The sequence below is a fragment of the Allosediminivita pacifica genome, from assembly GCF_003054175.1.
GTDB classification, from domain to species: domain Bacteria; phylum Pseudomonadota; class Alphaproteobacteria; order Rhodobacterales; family Rhodobacteraceae; genus Allosediminivita; species Allosediminivita pacifica.
On sequence record NZ_QBKN01000010.1, the window covers coordinates 34,215 to 48,468 of the forward strand.

The 14,254-nt window shown below is 66.2% G+C and carries 13 protein-coding genes; 7 read left to right on the top strand and 6 right to left on the bottom strand.

What is annotated here, in order from left to right:
• Window positions 1-21 precede the first annotated feature (21 nt).
• Window positions 22-1,032 (top strand): branched-chain amino acid ABC transporter permease, encoded by a 1,011-nt coding sequence (locus tag C8N44_RS09470; RefSeq protein WP_107975954.1) that lies wholly within the window; start codon window positions 22-24, stop codon window positions 1,030-1,032.
• On the top strand, window positions 1,029-2,315 hold the full coding sequence (locus C8N44_RS09475) for a branched-chain amino acid ABC transporter permease (RefSeq protein ID WP_188758697.1): 1,287 nt from the start codon (window positions 1,029-1,031) through the stop codon (window positions 2,313-2,315). Before C8N44_RS09470 ends, C8N44_RS09475 begins: the two co-directional genes overlap by 4 nt.
• Window positions 2,316-2,339: 24 nt before the next feature.
• Here C8N44_RS09475 and C8N44_RS09480 read toward each other — a convergent pair whose 3' ends face one another.
• Window positions 2,340-2,960, bottom strand: a complete 621-nt coding sequence (locus tag C8N44_RS09480; protein WP_107975955.1) for a helix-turn-helix domain-containing protein — start codon at window positions 2,958-2,960, stop codon at window positions 2,340-2,342.
• 66 nt (window positions 2,961-3,026) lie between these two features.
• On the opposite strand from C8N44_RS09480, the gene C8N44_RS09485 reads away from it, so the two are divergent.
• From C8N44_RS09485 to C8N44_RS09495, 3 genes are all read left to right on the top strand, one after another.
• Window positions 3,027-4,538: a class I adenylate-forming enzyme family protein gene (locus tag C8N44_RS09485; protein ID WP_107975956.1), complete on the top strand. Its 1,512-nt coding sequence runs from the start codon at window positions 3,027-3,029 to the stop codon at window positions 4,536-4,538.
• A gap of 67 nt (window positions 4,539-4,605) precedes the next feature.
• The gene (locus C8N44_RS09490) at window positions 4,606-5,250 is read left to right on the top strand and encodes a DsbA family oxidoreductase (RefSeq protein ID WP_107975957.1); all 645 of its coding nucleotides are present in this window, start codon (window positions 4,606-4,608) and stop codon (window positions 5,248-5,250) included.
• 100 nt (window positions 5,251-5,350) lie between these two features.
• On the top strand, window positions 5,351-6,586 hold the full coding sequence (locus C8N44_RS09495; RefSeq protein WP_107975958.1) for a multidrug effflux MFS transporter: 1,236 nt from the start codon (window positions 5,351-5,353) through the stop codon (window positions 6,584-6,586).
• A 30-nt stretch (window positions 6,587-6,616) separates the two neighbouring features.
• Here C8N44_RS09495 and C8N44_RS09500 read toward each other — a convergent pair whose 3' ends face one another.
• Window positions 6,617-8,158: a methyl-accepting chemotaxis protein gene (locus C8N44_RS09500; protein WP_107975959.1), complete on the bottom strand. Its 1,542-nt coding sequence runs from the start codon at window positions 8,156-8,158 to the stop codon at window positions 6,617-6,619.
• Window positions 8,155-8,484, bottom strand: a complete 330-nt coding sequence (locus tag C8N44_RS09505) for a hypothetical protein (RefSeq protein WP_107975960.1) — start codon at window positions 8,482-8,484, stop codon at window positions 8,155-8,157. Before C8N44_RS09505 ends, C8N44_RS09500 begins: the two co-directional genes overlap by 4 nt.
• A 174-nt stretch (window positions 8,485-8,658) precedes the next feature.
• Between C8N44_RS09505 and C8N44_RS09510 the strand changes: the two genes are divergently transcribed.
• On the top strand, window positions 8,659-9,873 hold the full coding sequence (locus C8N44_RS09510) for an NADP-dependent isocitrate dehydrogenase (protein WP_107975961.1): 1,215 nt from the start codon (window positions 8,659-8,661) through the stop codon (window positions 9,871-9,873).
• 109 nt (window positions 9,874-9,982) lie between these two features.
• Window positions 9,983-10,603 carry a YitT family protein gene (locus C8N44_RS09515; RefSeq protein WP_107975962.1) on the top strand — a complete coding sequence of 207 codons (621 nt, stop codon included), beginning with the start codon at window positions 9,983-9,985 and terminating at the stop codon, window positions 10,601-10,603.
• A 3-nt stretch (window positions 10,604-10,606) separates the two neighbouring features.
• Here C8N44_RS09515 and C8N44_RS09520 read toward each other — a convergent pair whose 3' ends face one another.
• Genes C8N44_RS09520 through C8N44_RS09530 form a run of 3 tightly spaced genes read right to left on the bottom strand, consistent with a single transcriptional unit; the run spans window position 10,607 to window position 14,252 of the window.
• Window positions 10,607-12,262, bottom strand: a complete 1,656-nt coding sequence (locus C8N44_RS09520; RefSeq protein ID WP_158274029.1) for a coiled-coil domain-containing protein — start codon at window positions 12,260-12,262, stop codon at window positions 10,607-10,609.
• 5 nt (window positions 12,263-12,267) lie between these two features.
• The gene (locus C8N44_RS09525; protein WP_107975964.1) at window positions 12,268-13,386 is read right to left on the bottom strand and encodes a protein-glutamate methylesterase/protein-glutamine glutaminase; all 1,119 of its coding nucleotides are present in this window, start codon (window positions 13,384-13,386) and stop codon (window positions 12,268-12,270) included.
• Entirely contained in the window at window positions 13,383-14,252 is an 870-nt protein-coding gene (locus C8N44_RS09530) for a CheR family methyltransferase (protein WP_107975965.1), read from the bottom strand. The genes C8N44_RS09525 and C8N44_RS09530 overlap by 4 nt, the downstream gene beginning before the upstream one ends.
• Window positions 14,253-14,254 lie beyond the last annotated feature (2 nt).

Below are 14,254 nucleotides of genomic sequence, written 5' to 3' on the forward strand. Positions count from 1 at the left end.
CCTGCGTCATACGGAGTGACAATGGACTTTCTCAACGCCTTCGTGGCCCTGTCGAATTTCGTGCTGATCCCGGCCATCGCCTATGGCAGCCAGCTGGCGCTCGGCGCGCTGGGGGTCACGCTGATCTACGGGATCCTGCGCTTTTCCAACTTCGCCCACGGCGACACCATGGCCTTTGGCACGATGGTCGCGATCCTCTTCACCTGGTGGTTCCAGTCCATGGGCATCTCGCTCGGGCCGCTGCCCACAGCGCTGCTGGCCATTCCCTTCGGCATCGCGGGAGCCGCGGCCCTGCTGCTGCTGACCGACCGGGTGGTCTACCGGTTCTACCGCGCGCAGAAGGCCAAGCCGGTGATCCTCGTCATCGTCTCCATGGGCGTCATGTTCATCTACAACGGGCTGACGCGCGTCGTGCTCGGCCCCGACGACCAGCGCTTTGCCGATGGCGAGCGCTTCCTGATCGGTGCGCTGGATTTCCGCCGCATGACCGGTCTCGAGGAGGGGCTAGCGATCAAATCGACGCAGGCGATCACGCTGGTGACCGCCATCATCGTCGTGGCCCTGCTTTTCTGGTTCCTGACCTACACCCGCACGGGCAAGTCCATGCGCGCCTATTCCGACAACGAGGATCTGGCGCTGCTCTCGGGCATCAACCCCGAGCGCGTGGTCATGGTCACATGGCTCATCGTTGCGGCGCTCGCGACCATCGCGGGCGTGCTCTACGGTCTCGACAAGAGCTATAAACCCTTCACATACTTCCAGCTGCTGTTGCCGGTCTTCGCCTCGGCCATCGTCGGCGGGTTGGGATCGCCACTGGGGGCCATCGCGGGCGGCTTCATCATCGCCTTTTCCGAGGTTGGCATCGTCTATGCCTGGAAGCGCGTCGTGGCGCACATGGTGCCCGAGGCCTGGGAGCCCGAGGGGCTGCTGCAGCTCCTCTCCACCGACTACAAGTTCGCCGTGAGCTTCGTGATCCTCGTGATCGTTCTGCTGTTCCGGCCCACCGGTCTTTTCAGGGGGAAAGCGGTATGACCCTGCGCACCTTCGGTCTTTTCGCCCTCGTCGCGGTGCTGATCCTCGGCACCGGCTTCGTGCAAAGCTGGAACTCGGCGCTGCTGATCCTGAACATGGGGCTGGTCAGCGCGGTCATGGCGCTTGGCGTGAACCTGCAGTGGGGCATTGCGGGACTCTTCAACGTGGGCGTCATGGGGTTCGTGGCGCTCGGCGGTCTGGCGGTGGTGCTGACCTCGGTCGACCCGGTGCCCGAGGCCTGGGCCGCGGGCGGCCCGCGCCTCCTGCTGGCGCTTGTCGTCGGTGGCCTCGTCATTGCCGGTGCGACGCGGATTTGGAAGCGCGTGCACCGCGGCTGGGCCGTGGCGACCTTCCTGATCGCGGGCTTCTTCGTCTACCGCTGGCTGCTCGACCCTGCGGTCGAGGCGGTCGAGGACGTGAACCCCGCCGCCACCGGCTACCTCGGCGGGCTTGGCCTGCCCGTGCTCCTGAGCTGGCCCGTGGGCGGACTGCTCGCCGCGGGCGCCGCATGGCTCATCGGCAAGATCGCCCTCGGCCTGCGGTCCGACTACCTCGCCATCGCGACGCTCGGCATCGCCGAGATCATAATCGCGATCCTTAAGGCCGAAGACTGGATGGCGCGCGGCGTGAAGAACGTGACCGGCCTGCCTCGGCCCGTGCCCTACGAGATCGACCTTCAGAACGATCCCGGCTTTGTCGAGGCGGCGGCAAGCTTCGGGATGGACCCGACCACCGCTTCGACAATTTACGTAAAGCTCGGATATGCTGCGCTTTTCTCGATCTTGCTGGTGATCCTTCTCGTGCTCGCGCAGCTTGCGCTCAAGTCGCCCTGGGGCCGCATGATGCGCGCCATCCGCGACAACGAAACCGCCGCCCGCGCCATGGGCAAGGATGTGACCGCCCGCCACCTGCAGGTCTTCGTGCTGGGCAGTGCGCTCTGCGGGATCGCGGGCGCCATGATGACGACGCTCGACGGCCAGCTCGTGCCGGGCACCTACCAGCCGCTGCGCTACACCTTCCTCATCTGGGTCATGGTGATCGTCGGCGGCTCGGGCAACAACCTCGGCGCCGTGCTCGGCGGTTTCATCATCTGGTTTCTCTGGGTTCAGGTCGAACCCATGGCACAGGGCGCCATGGGCCTCATTACTGCCGGCATGGCCGAGGACAGCGCAATTCGCGCGCATCTCATGGACAGCGTTCAACAGGTGCGGCTGCTGACCATGGGCGTGGTGCTTCTGGTGGTGTTGCGGTTCAGCCCGCGGGGCCTTCTGCCGGAACGCTGAGCCCTAAAAGGCCAATCGCAGCGATCAGCCGAGCGACGTCACCCAAAGAATGGTGGCGTCGTCCTCGCTGACCGAGACCACGTTGTGCCCCATGGTCGCGTCGTAATAGGCGCTGTCGCCCCGGCGCATCTCGATGGGCTCGTAGAACTCGGTGTAAAGCCGGACGACGCCGGTCAGCACATAGAGGAACTCCTCGCCGTCGTGGCGCACCCAGCCGTCGAATTCCTCCATGCTGCGCGCCCGGACCCGCGCCCGGTAGGGCAGCATCTTCTTGCGGGTCAGCGTCTCGGCCAGCAGGTCGTGTTCATAGGTCGTGGTGGCGTGGTGGTTGCCCTCGCCCGACCGCGTGACCGCCATCCGACCGTTGACCTTGTCGGCGCGTGGCGGGGTGAACAGCTGCGGGATCGTGATCTGCAACCCCACGGCCAGCTTGCGCAGCGCATCATAGGTGGGCGACATCTGCCCGTTCTCGATCTTCGAGAGCGTCGAGCGTGCGAGTCCGGCCTGCTTGGCGGCCTGCTCCAGCGTCCAGTCCTTCTCTTTGCGCAACTCGCGCACGCGCTGGCCCAAGTCTAGCGGCTCGGCGCCGTGATCGTCACCGTTTTCACGGGCGATGCGGATGAGGGATTTCGGGTCGCGCGTCATGGCGACCTGCTATAGGCCCGCGCCCCCGGCCTTGCAAGCGCGCCCGCCGGTGCCTAATCCGGAGCCATGCTGTCGCTTCATGATGACGGGGGCTTCGCCCCCTGCCCCGCGCCCTTCAACCTCGCCGCCCACGTGCTGGCTGCCGGAGCGGCGACGCCCGACAAGATCGCGCTTTCGGTGGTCAAACCCACCGGCGCGCGGCGCTGGTCCTACGGCAGGCTCATCGCGGCGGTGCGCGGCACGGCCACCGGGCTGCTGAACGCGGGCCTCGCCCCCGGCGACATCGTGTTGATGCGGCTCGGAAACGATGTCGAGTTTCCAATCGCCTACCTCGGGGCGATCGCGGCGGGCCTCGTCCCGGTGCCGTCCTCCTCGCAGCTGACCGAGCGCGAGGTCGCGGGCATCATCGACCACCTCGCGCCCGCGGCCATCCTGCGCGGTGAGGGCATCACCTGTCCGGACACGAACCTGCCGGTCTTCTCACACGAAGACCTCACCGCCTGGCAGAACCTGCCTCCGGCGGACTACCACATGGGCGATCCCGAACGCTGCGCCTACATCGTCTATACCTCGGGCACCTCCGGCACGCCCCGCGCCGTCGCCCACGCCCACCGCGCCATCTGGGCGCGGCAGATGATGATGACCGACTGGTACGACCTGCGGCCCGAGGACCGGCTCATGCACGCGGGGGCCTTCAACTGGACCTACACGCTCGGCACGGGTCTGATGGACCCCTGGACGCAGCGCGCCACGGCCCTCATCCCCGCGCCCGGTACCGATCCGGCACAGCTCGCCCTCCTGATGAAGCGCAACGACGCCACGCTTTTCGCAGCCGCGCCCGGCGTTTACCGCCAGATCCTCAAGTATCCCGTAGCGCCCCTGCCGCGCCTGCGCCACGGTCTGGCCGCCGGCGAGAAACTGTCCGAGACGATCCGCACCGCGTGGCACGATGCGACCGGCACCGCGATCTACGAGGCCTACGGCATGTCCGAGTGCTCCACCTTCATCTCGGCCGCGCCCGGACGGCCCGCGACCGGCGGCAGCCTCGGCCGCCCGCAGCGCGGCCGCCACGTCGCCATCGTCGATGAAACCGGCACGCCCGTCCCCCGCGACACCCCCGGCACCATCGCCGTGCACCGCGGCGATCCCGGTCTCATGCTAGAATACGTCGGCGCGCCGGACGCGACCCGCGCCAAGTTCACCGGCGACTGGTTCGTCACCGGCGATACCGGGCTCATGCGCGCGGATGGGCAGATCGACTACCTCGGCCGCGACGACGACATGATGAACGCCGGGGGCTACCGCGTCTCCCCGATCGAGGTCGAGGCGGCCCTTGCCGACCTTCCGGGCATCACCGAGATCGCGGTCACCGACATCGCCGTCCGCGAAGACGTCCGCGTCATCGCCGCCTTCTACACCGCCGAAGCCGACCTCGACGCGGATACCCTCAAGCACGCGGCGGCTGAACGTCTCGCACGCTACAAGTGCCCACGCGCCTTCATTCGCGTCGATGGGCTGCCCCGCAGCGCCAACGGCAAGCTGATCCGCCGCGCCCTGCGCGACCACGTCATCGACTGATTGCGCAAGCCTGCGGTTCGCCACGCCCCCGTTTCCTGTTATAGGGACGCAAACAGAAAGGCTCGACATGATCCAGCTCGACATCTTTTCCGATCCGGTCTGCCCCTGGTGTTACATCGGCAAGGGCTACCTCGACCAGGCTCTGCAGGCGAACCCCAACCACCCCTTTCAGGTCCGTTGGCTGCCCTTCATGCTGAACCCCGAGATGCCCGAAGCGGGCCGCGACCGCCGTGAACATCTCGAAGCGAAGTTCGGCAGCAAGGAAGCCGCCGCCGAAGCGTACCGGCCGATCCTCGAGCATGCCGAAAAGGCAGGCGTGACGCTCAATTTCGACAAGATCGAACGCACCCCGTCCTCGCTCCATGCACAGCGGCTGATCCACTGGGGCGGCGTCGAGGGCGTGCAGACCGCGGTCGTCTCCGCCCTTTTCAAGGCCTATTTCGTCGAAGGCCGTGACATCAGTGACTTCGACGTGCTCTGCGACATCGCCGACAGCTCCGGGCTCGATGCCGGGCTCATCGCGCGGTTGCTCAAGTCCGACGCCGACCGCGACGAGATCGTCGAACAGGACGCCGCCGCCCGGGGCATGGGGGTCTCGGCTGTGCCGACCTTCATCGTCGCCAGCCAGCATGCCGTTCCCGGCGCACAGCCGCCCGAGCTCTGGCAGAAGGTCATCGACGAGCTTGCCGCCGGGGCCGATCCGGCCGCCTGACAGACAGGCAGCAGGTCAGGGGCCGACCCCGGCAGGCGGGCCGGACCTTGCACCCCTCGTGGCGCAGGCGTAGCAGAAGGGGCAACCTCCAGGAGTTCCCATGACCGACGGCACGCCCGCGCCCCGGCAAAATGCCCCGTCGCGCAACGAGTTCATCGCGCTGATGGCGATGATGCTTGCGACGGTCGCCTTCTCGATCGACGCGATGCTGCCCTCGCTGCCCGAAATCGGCGAGGCCATGTCTCCGGACAACATCAACCGCGTGCAGCTCGTCATCACGAGCTTCGTGCTCGGCATGGGAATGGGCACCTTCCTGACCGGCCCGCTGTCGGATGCTCTTGGGCGCAAGCCGGTCATCATCGGCGGGGCCGCCGTTTACATCGCCGCCGCAGCCGTCGCCGCGTTTTCGCAACGGCTCGAGGTCCTGCTTCTTGCGCGCCTTGTCCAAGGCTTCGGCGCGGCCGGCCCCCGCGTGGTTGCGCTCGCCATCATCCGCGACCTCTACGCCGGGCGAGGCATGGCGCAGATCATGTCCTTTGTCATGATGGTCTTCACGCTGGTACCGGCGCTGGCCCCGACCATCGGCAACGGCATCATCGCGCTCGCCGGCTGGCGCGCGGTCTTTGGTGCCTTCGTGATCTTCTCGCTGCTCTCGGTCACCTGGCTGACCATCCGCCTGCCCGAGACGCTTCCGAAAGAGCAACGCCGCGCTTTCCAGCCCGCCATGATCGGCAGCGCTCTGCGCGAGATTTTCGCCCATCCGGTCGTGCGTCTTTCTCTTGTGGTGCAGACGCTCACCTTCGGCATGATGTTCGCCTTCCTCAGTTCGACCCAGCAGATCTTCGACGTGACCTTCGACCGGGGCGAAACCTTCCACCTCTGGTTCGGGGGCATCGCGGTCTGCGCATCGTCGGCGAGTTTCCTCAATGCCGTGCTGGTGATGCGGCTCGGAATGCGCTTCCTCGTGACCACCATGCTCAAGGTTCAGGTCTGCCTGACTGGAACCATGGTCGTCCTGCTCTTCGCGGGTCTCCATGGTCTGCCTCTCTTTGCGGTCTTCGTGATCTGGCAGACGTCGATCTTCTTCCAGGCCGGGCTCTCCATCGGCAATCTGAACGCCATCGCGATGGAGCCGATGGGACATATCGCGGGCATGGCCGCCTCGATTATCGGTGCCATCTCGACCATCCTCGCCGTCGTGCTGGGCGCCCCCATCGGTCTCGCTTTCGACGGCACGCCACGGCCGCTTGCAGTCGGCATCCTGCTCTATGCCGCGCTCGCGCTGCTTGCCATGCTGCGGCTGGGCAAGGCCGAGGAACGTATGGGAACGCACTGAACCGAGCCATGACGCCCGGAGGCGCACGGCTCAGGCTGCCGCCTGTTGCCCCTCTCCTGAGCCGGGCACCCGGAAACTCGACATGGTGTTGCTCAGGGTGCGGGCGTTGTCGCGAAGCCGCATCCCAAGTGCCGCGAGTTCCTCGCTCTGACCGGCAGTCTCCTGCGTCTTCTCGTCGAGCCGTGCGAGCGTGTCCGACAGTCCGCTCATCTCTTCCGACTGGCCCTGCGCTTCGTCACGGATGACCAGGATCATCTCGGAAAGTTCCGACACATGCCCCACGACCCGTGTCAGCCGCTCTCCGGCCTCGTTCACCAGCCGCGCCCCGTCGCTCACCTGTTCCTCGCTGCTCGAGATCAGTTTCTTCACCCCGGCCGCAGCATCCGCGGTCCGCTGTGCCAGCGCCTGCACTTCCCCGGCAACCACCGCGAAGCCGCGCCCCGAGGCGCCCGCGCGTGCAGCCTCCACCCCTGCATTCAGAGCAAGCAGGTTGGTCTGGAAGGCGATATCGTCGATCAAATCGATGATCTTTCCCACCTCGCCCGAACTTTCCTCGATCAGCTTCATCGCCGCCACGGCGCGGTTGGTCACCTCGCCGCCGCCCGCGGCCTCCTGGCGGGTCGCCCCGGCGCGTTCGGCCAGGGTCGAGGCGCGCTCGGCCGTTCCGGCGAGCCGGTCGGTCACATGTGACATGCCCGAAGCCGTATCGCTCAGGTCCCGCGCCTGAACCTCGCTCGTTGTGGACAGGGCACCGGTCACGCCCTCGACAGCGCGGGCCTCGTTGTCGAACTGATTCGCCAGGTCGCGTGCATCGTTCATCAGCGTGCCGACCTGGCCGATCGCCCTGTTGAAATCACGGCGCAGATCCTCGAACGCCGGTGGCAGGGCCACCTCGATCCGACAATCGAGATCACGGTCAGCCAGCCGTGCCAGCCGGGCCCGCAGTACGGAGATCGCTTGGGTCGCCTCGCGCGCGCTTTCCTGCGCGGCGGCTTCGGCTTCTTCGGCACGCTGGCTCTGCTCGGCCAGTGCCTGGCTTCGCTCGGCAACCTCGGCATCCATGGCGCTTTTCCGGGTCATGGCAAGGATCAGAACCGCGGCCTCCATGACCACGATAAAGGCGTGCAATGCAGTCCGTTCGATGTTCACCAGAATGGTGCTCGAGGGGAAGACCAGAGCAGGTACCAGCAGACCCAGCGCTGCGTGATGCACCGCGATGATAACGCAGGCGAACAAGAGCACCGGAACGCTGCCCAGAACCGACACGGCGGCAAGGATCACGAAATAGAGCATGTGACTGTCGATCTGCCAGGCGTGCCCCGAAAGCGAGGCCGTCAGCACGACCGCTTGCCCCACTAGGCCAAGCGTCAGGACATAGTTTACCAAGGCGGATTGCATCCGCAGGCTGACCAACGCAACGGCGACCAGCGTGGCCGAGGCGCCAGTGGCCAGCGGCATGCCTCCGACCAGGGCAAAGTCGGTAATCCCCTGAAGCAGCAGGATTGCCGCCGACAGAAGCGGGATGATCTGGGCAGGACGCAAGCGACCGATCCCGTCGAGCATCGTTTTCATTCGGACGTCACTCCACAAATGGCGGCAAGCGCCTCGCCTCCACGTACGGCCCAGGCCCCACGGGCCATGAGCACCGGCACCGGCACGGTCCCGTCGAAGACCGCGAGCGCACCGAACGCGGCGGCATAGGGGCCGACCGGTCGGCCTCCGGCTGCGATGGAAATCGCCACCGCCCCGTCGGACCACGGCGGGGCCACGACAAGCACCGGCTTGCCCGCCTCAGCCGGTGCGGATCCCAGCGCGACGCCCGCCGCCGCGACGGCCGCGCCCGCAAGCGCAATGGCGCCGAGCCCAGCGTCCAGACATTCCTTGCGACCCAATTCCATGTTGCGGAAATTGCGCCGAAAACCTTTCCAACTGATGAGGGCCGGCGAAATTTTCAGCCCGCGCTCCTTAGGCGGTGCGTCATTTCGGTATACTACTGCATACCGTACTTTCCCGTAACACCGTTTTGCTATAGGGCATCGGCAACGCCGACTCAGCCAAGGAGATGCTCCGCCATGTCGAAGATCAAGGTCGAGAACCCCATCGTCGAGATGGACGGTGACGAGATGACCCGCATCATATGGGACTTCATCAAGAAAAAGCTGATCCTGCCATACCTGGACGTTGACCTGCTCTACTACGACCTCGGGATCGAGGAGCGTGACCGCACTGACGACCAGATCACCATCGACGCGGCCGAGAAAACCAAGGAGGTCGGCGTCGCGGTCAAATGCGCCACCATCACCCCGGACGAGGGCCGGGTCGAGGAATTCGGCCTCAAGAAGATGTGGCGCTCGCCCAACGGCACCATCCGCAACATCCTCGGGGGCGTGGTCTTCCGCCAGCCGATCATCTGCCGCAACGTGCCGCGCCTGGTGCCCGGCTGGACCAAGCCCATCGTGATCGGCCGCCACGCCTTCGGCGACCAGTACAAAGCCACGGACATGAAGTTCCCCGGGCCCGGCACGCTCACCATGAAGTTCGTGGGCGAGGACGGCACCGTGATCGAGGAAGAGGTCTACAAGGCGCCCTCCTCCGGGGTCTACATGGGCATGTACAACCTCGACCAGTCCATCGTCGACTTCGCCCGCGCCTCCATGAACTACGCGCTGAACATGGGCTGGCCGCTGTACCTCTCGACCAAGAACACCATCCTCAAGCAGTACGACGGACAGTTCCTGCAAATCTTCCAGAAGGTCTTCGACGAGGAATTCGCCGATAAGTTCAAGGCCAAGGGGATCTGGTATGAACACCGTCTGATCGACGACATGGTCGCCTGCGCAATGAAATGGAACGGCGGCTTCGTCTGGGCCTGCAAGAACTACGACGGAGACGTTCAGTCCGACACCGTCGCCCAGGGCTTCGGCTCGCTCGGCCTGATGACCTCGCAGCTCATGACCCCGGACGGCAAGATCGTGGAGGCCGAGGCCGCCCACGGCACCGTCACCCGCCACTACCGTCAGCACCAGCGCGGCGAACAGACCTCCACCAACTCGGTGGCCTCGATCTATGCCTGGACAGGCGGGCTCAAGCACCGCGCCAAACTCGACGGCAACGCAGAGCTCCAGACCTTTGCCGAGACGCTGGAAAAGGTCATCGTGCAGACCGTCGAGAGCGGCCACATGACCAAGGACCTCGCCCTTCTGGTCGGACCCGACCAGGGCTGGCTCACCACCATGGGCTTCCTCGAAAAGGTGGACGAGAACCTCAACAAGGCACTGGCGGGCTGAGTCCGACCCCGCGCGCCCTGCCCACCGCGTGGGCGGGGCGCCTGCGCGGGCGCAGCGTCATGCAAGGCGGCGCTTGACCGGCGCAGGCTTTGCGGCTCAACCATAAGGCATGCTGCTTCTCGAAAACCCGCCGGCCGACCGGCACACACCGGTCGAAGACGTTCAGGGCATCCTGATCGGCGCCACGCTCGTCGCGCTCTCGATCCAGTTCCTGCGCGCCTCCGAGCTTTTTACCGGTCAGGTCGCCGGTCTCTCGCTGATCATCTCCTATCCGACGGGCTGGCCTTTCGGCCTGATCTTCTTCTGCATCAATCTGCCATTCTACGTGCTGGCCGTGCACCAGATCGGATGGCGCTTCACGATCAAGAGCTTCGCGACCGTCGCGCTCATGTCGACGCTGGCCGATACCCTGCCCTTTGTCCTGACGATCAACCCGCTGCACCCGGCGCTTGGGGCCACGCTCTTCGGCGTGCTCTCCGGAGTCGGACTCCTGTCGCTCTTCCGGCACGGCGCCACGCTCGGCGGTGTCGGCATCGTCGCGCTCTGGCTGCAGGACACAAAGGGGATCAAAGCGGGCCACACGCAGCTTTCCTTCGACCTCTGCGTATTCGCGGTCTCGCTCCTGCTGTTCCCCTGGCAGGTGGTCGGCTGGTCGCTGCTGGGCGCGGTGGTGCTGAACGTGATCATCACGGTCAACCACCGCCGCGACCGCTACGTCGCGCGCTCCTGAACGCTAGCCGAAGAAGACGTCATCAAGGTCATCCTCGCTCGCAGCAGAGGGAGAAGCGGCCGCAGGAGGCGTCGCCGCGGGCGATACGCCCAGGATCCGGTCATGCAGATCGCGCTCGGCCTGCATGGTGTAGATTTCGCGGATCGCATCGAGAACCTGCCTTGTCCGGTCGTTCGGCACCGAAACCGCCTTGCCCCTATCCGGGGGCAGCGACAGCCGCTCCGACATGTCCTTGGCGAAGTAGACGAGGCTCTGGCGCACATCCTCCACCGGGGATCGGCGGCTGCGCCAGTCGAATGTCTGCCCCATCGACGCCAGCGCCCCCGAAAGCGCCTCGACGTCTTGGCGCAATTGCTCGATCATGTCGTTCTCGGTCGTCTCCTGCGCGTCCTCGGCCTCGGCCACCTGGAAGAGCCCGGCCTTCTCCTTCTGTTCGTTGGACAGTTCCACGATCACCCTGGTGTTGACCCCGATCTGCACCGTCGTGCTGCGGAGCTGGCGCGAGACCTCCGTCATGGCATGACCGTCGTCGCCGCATCGCTCCGACACAAGAATCGCGTTGATCCCCAGCAGGTTCATGCGGTCCTCAAGATGCGACACCTGCATCGCCGTCTCCGCCCCACGGCTGTACAGTTCCGCGATCTGCGCCATGTCGGGTCCCACTTTCGTGCGCAGTGTCTCGAGCGCGGCAAGGCCCTCGGCGAAATTCGAGGAGTGTACCGAGATTTCCTTCAACACCTGCGCGGTGGCCGACCCGGCAAGCGCCGACATCAGTCCCATGGTCGCTTTCCAGGGCTTCTCGATCCCGGCGAGCTCCGGCAGGGTCGCCTCCACCGCCCGGTCGAGCGCCTCGACCGCGGCGGACATCTGCGCGGCGGCAAGGGTCTCCAGCACCTGTCGTCCCACCGCGTCGAGGTCCTCTGCCTCCTTCAGGATCGACCGAACGTGTTCCAGCCTCTGGCGCGCGGAATCCCCCGCCTGAAGATGCGAAACCGCCCGCTCCAGCGCGCCCATCAGGTCTGTCATCCCCGCCCCGGCGGACTGCGCTGCCTTATCCAGCGTGCTGTCCCCGGTCACCTGATGCATCAGCGTCGGAAGCTCGGCCCTCGTCCGACCCAGTTCCCTCGCACGGGCCACCATGGCCTGCACCGGCCCCGAGACGCTTGCCAGCTTATCGTCCGCAGCGCGCAGCTGATCGCGAAGCTGATCCATGCTGTCGCCCGCCTGCTCCAGAAGCTCGCGGACATCATTGGCAAACCGCGCGAGCGCGCCGTCACTGGCCGCCACCGTGCTGCTCACGATGCGAGCGTTGGTTGCGATCAAAGCTGCAAGTTTCATGTCGCGCGCCTGTTCCTGCAAGACACCTCGCAGGCGTGACGCATGCGCGCGCAGCGCCTCGGCCGTTTCGGTGAGATAGCGGTAGCGCGCCTCGATCCTCTCGATATGGGTTTGGGTCGCTTCGACGGCCCCGTTCAGCCGAGCACGGCCCTCACGGCCCCCGATCGCCGCCACGGTGACCAGCGTGGTGGAGGCTGCCTCGGCCTCCTCCAGCAGACCGAAAAGCTCTGCAGAGGCGGATTCGAAAATCGTCTCGATCCGTCCGGCCACATGATCCAGTTGGGCCTGCAGAGCAGGCCCGTTGCCTGTGGTAGTGGTCACAGATGTCATCGCGATACCGTGCTGGTGGAATAGCGCAGGATCTCGGCGGCAATCCGGTCGAGCGGCACCGCGCGGTCGGCGGCGCCCATCCGCATCGCTTCGCCCGGCATGCCCCAGACGACCGAACTTGCCTCGTCCTGGACCAACGTCTCGGCACCGGCCTCGCGCATCTCGCCAAGACCACGCGCCCCATCGTCGCCCATGCCCGTCATCAGGATGCCGAGCGCTGCGGGCCCCGCCGCGATGGCGGTCGAGCGGAACAGCACGTCGACCGACGGCCTATGCCGCGCCACGTAGGGGCCGGTGCGGACCTCGACGCGATACCCCCGGCCTTGGCGATGCAACAGCATGTGACGATCCCCTGGCGCGATCAGCACCCTGCCCGGCTCGGGTCGGTCGCCGTCGACGGCTTCGCTGACCTGAACAGCCGAGATCCCGTTGAGACGGCTGGCAAACGCGGCGGTGAACTTCTCCGGCATGTGCTGGACGATCACGACCGGCGGTGTCCGGGGATCGAGTTTTGACAGCAGCCGGGCCAGCGCTTCGGTGCCGCCAGTCGAAGCGCCGACCGCGACCACCGGTGCCATGTCGCGCGGCGCGACACCCCCCTTGCGCGGTGCGGGCAAGATCGCGTCAGCCGTCAGCTTTTCCGACTTGCTGTAGGGCGCGGGGCCCGGGGCGGGACGGGCGGCCTGAGGTCGTGCCGAGGCGGCCTCGTTCCGGCCGGCCATTGCCGCTGCGCGGATGGCATCCGACAGGCGGATCTGCGCTTCTTTCCGCGCCTCCACAGATCCCATCCGGGGCTTGCCGATCACCTCGCTCGCACCCGCCTCGAGAGCTTCCATGGCAAGCCTAGATCCCGCCTCGGTATGGCTGGAGCAGATCACCACCGGCAAGGGCCTCTGTGCCATGATCTTGCGCATGAAGGTCAGCCCGTTCATCCGCGGAAGCTCGAGGTCCAGCAGCATCACATCGGGAAGGGTACTGCGCATTTTCTCGGCGGCGTCAAAAGCATCGACCGCGGTGCCGATCACTTCCACCCCCGGGTCATCCCGCAAAAGGCTCTGAAGCGCCTGCCGGGCCGAGGCGCTGTCATCGACGATCAGGACGCGGATCCGGCTCATCCTCTTCCTCCGCTCTTGATGAAGGCGCCGGGCACGACCTGTGTCAGGTCCGGCTGCCGGACGATCATGGATTCCGAGTGCCCGACGACGAGGTACCCCCCTGGACGCAGCCGCCCGGCGCACGCAGCCACCACCTGACGCTGAAGGTCGGGCTCGAAGTAGATCAGTACGTTGCGCAGGAAGCAGACATCCACACCGTCCTCGATCTGGTAGGGAAACTCGGTCAAGTTCATCCTCTCGAACCGCACCCGGGCCCGCAGTTCCGGCACGATACGGCAGAGGGGCTCGCTGGCAGGCCCGCGCCCGGACATCACGTAGCGCGTCTTGAGCGGCCCGGGCACCGGCGACAGTTCCGCCGCCGCGTAGACGGCCTTGCGCGCCGAGGCGAGCACGCCCGTAGAGATGTCCGTCCCAAGGATGGCCCATCGCAGGCGGTCATCCTCGCGCGCCGCTCTGTCGAGCAGCATGGCCGCCGACCAGGCTTCTGCCCCGGTCGAGGCCGCCGCGCTCCAGAACCGGAAGCGAACCTGGCGCCCGGGCCCGGCGAGTGCCAGGGCCTCGGGGATCATCCGTCGCTCCAGCAGATCGAAATGCGCGACCTCGCGGAAGAAATCCGTCTTGTTCGTCGTCAGAAGATCGACGATCTCTCCCAGTTCCGAGGTCATCCCCCCACCTTCGAAAACGTAGGCGAGATATGTGTCGACGTCGGGAAGATCCAGCGCGATCAGGCGCCGCCTGAGCCGCGACTCGATCATTTGGTCCTTGGATGCCGACAGACGGATGCCGGTCTGCTCGTGGACGAGGTTCCGGAACCGCTCCAGGCGTGTGTTTGCCGCGCCGGGGCGGGCGATATCTCCGCTCGCCATGC

What these genes read in the sequence shown, in the direction of transcription:
- C8N44_RS09470 (WP_107975954.1), top strand. Translation starts at nt 22, where the DNA reads ATGGACTTTCTCAACGCCTTCGTGGCCCTGTCGAATTTCGTGCTGATC.
- C8N44_RS09475 (WP_188758697.1), top strand. Translation starts at nt 1,029, where the DNA reads ATGACCCTGCGCACCTTCGGTCTTTTCGCCCTCGTCGCGGTGCTGATC.
- C8N44_RS09480 (WP_107975955.1), bottom strand. Translation starts at nt 2,960, where the DNA reads ATGACGCGCGACCCGAAATCCCTCATCCGCATCGCCCGTGAAAACGGT.
- C8N44_RS09485 (WP_107975956.1), top strand. Translation starts at nt 3,027, where the DNA reads ATGCTGTCGCTTCATGATGACGGGGGCTTCGCCCCCTGCCCCGCGCCC.
- C8N44_RS09490 (WP_107975957.1), top strand. Translation starts at nt 4,606, where the DNA reads ATGATCCAGCTCGACATCTTTTCCGATCCGGTCTGCCCCTGGTGTTAC.
- C8N44_RS09495 (WP_107975958.1), top strand. Translation starts at nt 5,351, where the DNA reads ATGACCGACGGCACGCCCGCGCCCCGGCAAAATGCCCCGTCGCGCAAC.
- C8N44_RS09500 (WP_107975959.1), bottom strand. Translation starts at nt 8,158, where the DNA reads ATGAAAACGATGCTCGACGGGATCGGTCGCTTGCGTCCTGCCCAGATC.
- C8N44_RS09505 (WP_107975960.1), bottom strand. Translation starts at nt 8,484, where the DNA reads ATGGAATTGGGTCGCAAGGAATGTCTGGACGCTGGGCTCGGCGCCATT.
- C8N44_RS09510 (WP_107975961.1), top strand. Translation starts at nt 8,659, where the DNA reads ATGTCGAAGATCAAGGTCGAGAACCCCATCGTCGAGATGGACGGTGAC.
- C8N44_RS09515 (WP_107975962.1), top strand. Translation starts at nt 9,983, where the DNA reads ATGCTGCTTCTCGAAAACCCGCCGGCCGACCGGCACACACCGGTCGAA.
- C8N44_RS09525 (WP_107975964.1), bottom strand. Translation starts at nt 13,386, where the DNA reads ATGAGCCGGATCCGCGTCCTGATCGTCGATGACAGCGCCTCGGCCCGG.
- C8N44_RS09530 (WP_107975965.1), bottom strand. Translation starts at nt 14,252, where the DNA reads ATGGCGAGCGGAGATATCGCCCGCCCCGGCGCGGCAAACACACGCCTG.